This is a genomic window from Kitasatospora sp. NPDC042419 (genome assembly GCF_056437345.1).
Window position 1 is genome coordinate 1 of sequence record NZ_JBWKAW010000083.1, and the last position, 5849, is coordinate 5849.

2 protein-coding genes are annotated in these 5849 nt (G+C 76.0%); both read right to left on the reverse strand.

Translation table 11 applies throughout. The annotated features are described in order from the left end of the window. On the reverse strand, window positions 1-1782 hold a 1782-nt coding region (locus AC067J_RS43875), incomplete at its 3' end, for a type I polyketide synthase (protein WP_478308492.1). Window positions 1783-1835: 53 nt separating this feature from the next. Continuing rightward, window positions 1836-5849: type I polyketide synthase (locus AC067J_RS43880; protein ID WP_478308493.1), on the reverse strand; the 4014-nt coding region annotated here is incomplete at its 5' end.

Below are 5849 nucleotides of genomic sequence, written 5' to 3' on the forward strand. Positions count from 1 at the left end.
CTGACTCCCCTGCCCCGAGAACAGGAACGCCAGCCCACCAGCCCCAGCCGTACCCCGCACCACACCCGGACCGTCAAGGTCACGCAGCGCCGCCGGATCGTCCAGCACCACCGCCCGCTCCTCGAAGCTCGCCCGGGTGGTGACCAGGGCGCGCGCCAGATCCACCCGCCCGGTCTCCCCGGACACCTCGGCGGATTCCGCCGACTCGGCTATCCGGCGGGCCTGTTCGCGCAACGCCTCCGGAGACCGCGCCGACACCACGAACGGCACCACCGACGGCACCACGGGCGACACCCCGGACGGCGCCACCGACGGCGCCCCGGGCGCCACCGCAGACGCCTCAGCGGATTCCGGCGTGGGCTCCGCCTCGGAGACCGCCCCCGGCACGGCCACCGACTCCGGCGCCTGCTCGATGATCACGTGCGCGTTGGTGCCGCTGGCCCCGAAGGCCGAGACGCCGACCCGCCGCGGGCCTGCCACCGAAGGCCACTCCCGCGGCTCGGTGAGCAGTTCCACCGCGCCCGCCGACCAGTTGACGAAGGGCGTCGGCTCCTCCGCGTGCAGGGTGCGCGGCAGTACGCCGTGCCGGATCGCCAGCACCGACTTGATCACCCCGGCCACCCCGGCCGCCGCCTGGGTGTGCCCGATGTTGGACTTCAACGAGCCGAGCAGCAGGGGCTGTTCGGCCGGGCGCTCCTGCCCGTAGGTGGCGAGGATGGCCTGTGCCTCGATCGGGTCGCCGAGCCGGGTGCCCGTGCCGTGCGCCTCCACCGCCTGGACGTCGGCCGTGGCGAGCCGCGCGTCCGCGAGGGCCGCCCGGATCACCCGCTGCTGGGCCGGCCCGTTGGGCGCCGTCAGGCCGTTGGATGCACCGTCCTGGTTCACCGCCGAACCGCGCAGCACCGCCAGCACCTCGTGGCCCGACCGCCGCGCGTCCGAGAGCCGTTCGACCACCAGCAGGCCGACGCCCTCCGCCCAACCCGTACCGTCCGCGTCCGCCGCGAAGGCCTTGCAGCGGCCGTCGGTGGAGAGCCCGCGCTGCCGGGAGAACTCGACGAAGCCCTGGGCCGTCGACATCACGCTGACCCCGCCGACCAGCGCCAGGTCGGACTCCCCCGACCGCAACGACTGGGCGGCCAGGTGCAGGGCGACCAGCGAGGAGGAGCAGGCCGTGTTCACGGTGACCGCCGGGCCCTCGAACCCGAAGGTGTAGGAGATCCGGCCGGACGCCACGCTGTCCAGCCCGCCGATGCCCAGGTAGCCCTCCAAGTCGCCCGGAGCGTCGTGGAGTCGGGGCGTGTAGTCGGTGCCGGCGAGGCCCGCGAAGACGGCCGTCCGGCTGCCCTTGAGCGAGGTCGGGTCGATCCCGGCCCGCTCGAACGCCTCCCAGGCGGTCTCCAGCAGCAGCCGGTGCTGCGGGTCGGTGGCGACCGCCTCGCGCGGCGAGATGCCGAAGAACTCGGCGTCGAACTCGGCCGTGGTGTCGAGGAATCCGCCGTGCCGGGTGTACGAGGTGCCGGGGTGGTCCGGGTCCGGGTCGTACAGTCCGTCGAGGTCCCAGCCCCGGTCGGTGGGGAACTCGGTGATGGCGTCGACACCGTCGGAGACCAGTCGCCAGAGGTCCTCGGGCGAGCCGACCCCGCCGGGCAGGCGGCAGGCCATGCCGACGATCGCGATCGGCTCGCGCTTCGCCCGTTCCACCTCCTCCAGCCGCCGGTTGGCCTGGCGGGCGTCGGCCAAGGCGCGCTTCAGGTAGTCGCGGAGCTTCTGGTCGTTGGACATCGGTGCCTCTCGCATCACGGTCGTTCGGGTGGTGGCAGGGGGCCGGACGGCCGTCAGTGGGTGTCGGACGGGGACGCGTCGCGGTCCATCAGCGCGAACAGCTCCTCGTCGGTGGCGTTCTCCAGGTCGAGGTCGTCGAACCCGTCGCCGCTCGGCCCGTCCGCGGGACCGACGTCCCAGCGGTCGACCAACGCCTTCAGCCGGGCCAGGACGGAGGCGCGCTCCGCGCCCGGGCCCGCCGGGCCGGCCAGGACCCGCTCCAGTGCGGCCAGCGACTCCAGCGCACCGATCTCCGACTCCGGCTCCCCGCTGGGCAGTTCGCCGAGCAGGTACTCCGCGACGGCCGCCGGGGTCGGGTGGTCGAAGACCAGCGTGGCGGGCAGGTCGAGGCCGGTCCCGGTGCTGATCCGGTTGCGCAGCTCGACGGCGGTCAGCGAGCTGAGGCCCAGCTCCCGGAACGCCTTGTCCGCGGCGACGCCGCTGGTGTCCGGGTGCCCGAGCACGGCGGCGGCCTCCCGGCGGACCAGGTCGAGCAGCGTCGCCGCGCGCGCCTCCGGCTCGTCGAGCGCGGCCAGCCTCACCACCCAGGGCGCGGGGCCGTCGGCCGCGGGCCCCGCCTGGACCACGGAGGCGGTCACCGTCGCGTTGGTGACGGTCGCGTCCAGCCAGTACCGCTGCCGCTGGAACGGGTAGCCGGGCAGCGCCACCGGGCGCGGCCGGGCGCCGGCGAACAGGCCGGGCCAGTCGACCGGCACCCCGCGCACCCACAACTCGGCGGCGGACAGCAGGAACCGGTCCAGCCCGCCGTGGTCGCGCCGGAGCGTACCCGCGACCACCGAACGGCGGGCCGCGTCGGCCGCCTGGAGGGTCTCCTGGATCGGCACCGTCAGCACCGCGTGCGGGCTGACCTCGACGAAGACCGTGTGCCCGGACTCGGCGAGCCGGCGGGTGGCCTCCTCGAAGCGGACCGTCTCGCGCAGGTTGGTCACCCAGTACCCGGCGTCCAGCCCGGCCGTGTCGAACCAGTCGCCGGTGACCGTGGAGAGCAGCGGGACGTCCCCGGTGCGCGGGCGGACCGGTGCCAGCAGCTCCAGCAACTCCTCGCGCAGACCGTCCACCTGGGCGGAGTGCGAGGCGTAGTCGACCGGGATCAGCCGGGCCCGGACGTCCTCCGCCCGGTAGCCGGCCACCAGTTCGGCCAGCGCCTCGGGCTCGCCGGAGACCACCGTCGCCGACGGGCCGTTGACCACGGCGACGGAGAGCCGCTCGCCCCAGGCGGTGATCCGCTCCCCGACCTCGGCGGCGGGCAGCGCGACCGAGGCCATGCCGCCGGCGCCGGAGAGGGCGAGGATGGCGCGGCTGCGCAGGGCCACCACGCGGGCGCCGTCGGCCAGTGAGAGGCCGCCGGCGACGACGGCCGCGGCGATCTCGCCCTGGCTGTGGCCGACCACCGCGTCCGGCCGGACGCCGTGCGCCCGCCAGAGCTCGGCGAGCGAGACCATCACCGCCCAGAGCACCGGCTGCACCACGTCCACCCGGTCCAGGCCGGGGGCGTCGGGGGCGCCGCGCAGGACGTCGAGCAGGGACCAGTCGGTGTGCGGGGCCAGGGCGGCCGCGCACTCCTCGATCCTGGCGGCGAACACCGGTGCGGTGTCGAGGAGTTCGACGGCCATGGCGGCCCACTGGGAACCCTGGCCGGGGAAGACGAACACCGTCCGGCCGGTCACGTCGGCGCTGCCCGTGACCAGCGCGGCGGCCGGGTCCCCGGCGGCGAGCGCACGCAGCGCGGCCGGGTCGCCGACGGCCACGGCCCGCTCCTCCAGGCCGCCCCGGGCGGTTGCCAGGGCGTGTGCGACGTCCACCCGGTGGTCGGTGGCGGGCGCCGGACCTGCGGGCGTCACCTCCGGCGTACCGGCGTCCGACGGCACCGCGTCCGACCGCACCGCGTCCGGCGAGCCCGCGTCCGGAGCCGTGCCGGCCGCCCCCAGCAGGTCGGCCACCTGGGCGGCCTGGGCGCGCAGCGCCTCGGCCGTCCGGGCGGAGACCGGGTACGGCAGCACGGCGGGTGCGGTGCCGCGCGCGGCCGGGGCCGCCTCCGGGGCCTGCTCGATGATCACGTGCGCGTTGGTGCCGGAGACCCCGAAGGAGGAGACCGCCGCCCGGCGGGGCCGCCCGCTCGCGGGCCACTCACGGGCCTCGGTGAGCAGTTCCACCGCGCCCGCCGACCAGTCCACGTACGGCGAGGGCTCGTCGACGTGCAGGGTCTGCGGGAGCACGCCGTGCCGGATCGCCTGGACCATCTTGATCACGCCCGCCGCGCCGGCCGCCGCCTGGGTGTGCCCGATGTTGGACTTCAGCGAACCGAGCCAGAGCGGACTCTCCTCCGGCCGCCCCTGCCCGTACGTCGCCAGCAGCGCCTGTGCCTCGATCGGGTCGCCCAGCGTGGTGCCGGTGCCGTGGCCCTCGACCGCGTCCACGTCGGCGGTCCCCAGGCCCGCGTTGGCCAGCGCCTGGCGGATCACCCGCTGCTGGGACGGGCCGCTGGGCGCGGTGAGGCCGTTGGACGCGCCGTCCTGGTTGACCGCGCTGCCCCGGACCACGGCGAGCACGGGGTGCCCGTTGCGCCGCGCGTCCGACAGCCGCTCGACCAGCAGCAGCCCCACGCCCTCGCCCCAACCGGTGCCGTCCGCCGCACCGGCGTAGGCCTTGCAGCGGCCGTCCTCGGACAGGGCGCGCTGGCGGGAGAACTCGACGAAGGTGGTGGGGGTGGACATCACGGCCACCCCGCCGGCCAGGGCCAGGTCGCACTCACCGGTCCGCAGCGACTGCGCGGCCAGGTGCAGGGCGACCAGCGAGGAGGAGCAGGCCGTGTCCACGGTGACCGCCGGGCCCTCGAACCCGAAGGAGTACGAGATCCGGCCGGACGCCACACTGCCCGCCGTGCCGTTGCCCAGCCAGCCCTCCAGCTCGGCCGGCACCTCTCGGACTCGCGGCGCGTAGTCGTGGTACATCACGCCGGCGAAGACGCCGGTCCGGCTGCCGCGCAGGGTCGCCGGGTCGATGCCGGCACTCTCCAGGGCCTCCCAGCTGGTCTCCAGCAGCAGCCGCTGCTGCGGGTCGGTGGCCAGCGCCTCGCGCGGCGAGATGCCGAAGAAGGCGGCGTCGAAGTCGGCCGGGCGCTCCAGGAACCCGCCGTGCCGGGTGTACGAGGTGCCCGGGCGGTCCGGGTCCGGGTCGTACAGCGCGTCGAGGTCCCAACCACGGTCGTCCGGGAACTCGCTGACGGCGTCCCGGCCTTCGGCGACCAGCCGCCACAGCTCCTCCGGCGTGGCGACCCCGCCGGGCAGGCGGCAGGCCATGCCGACGATGGCGATCGGCTCGTCGATGCGCGCCGCCGTCGAGGTCTGGGACCTGAACGCCACGGCAGCGTCCGGGAGTTCGGCACCGGCGAGGGCGCCGAGGAGCTCGCTGCGCAGGTGCTCGGCGAGGGCGGTCGGGTTGGGGTGGTCGAAGACCAGCGTCGCGGAGAGCCGCAGACCGGTGGCGGTGGTGATCCGGTTGCGCAGCTCGACGGCGGTCAGCGAGTCCAGGCCCAGGCTGGTGAACGACCGCTGGGCGCCGACCGATTCGGCGTCGGCGCCGAGTACGGCGGACACCTCCTCGCGGACCAGCCGGAGCAGCGCCGCCTGGCGCTCGGCGTCGTCCGGCAGCGCGGCGAGCCGCTGGGCGAGCGTCGCCTCGCCGGCCGCCGCGGCCGACCCGCCGGTGCCGGCCGTGCGCCGGGCCGGGCGGACCAGGCCGCGCAGCAGCACGGGGACGGGGCGACCGCGCAGCGCGGCGAGGTCCAGCGGGGACGGCACCAGGGCGGCGTGCTCCGGCAGCCGTTGGGCGGCGTCGAACAGCCGGACGCCCTCGGCGGAACCGATCGGCCGGATGCCGAACCGGGCCAGCCGGGCGTGGTCGGCGGCCGTGAGGTGGCCGGTGATGCCGCTGGCTTCCTCCCACTGGCCCCAGGCGAGGGACTGGGCGGGCAGGCCGATGGAGCGGCGGTGGGCGGCGAGCGCGTC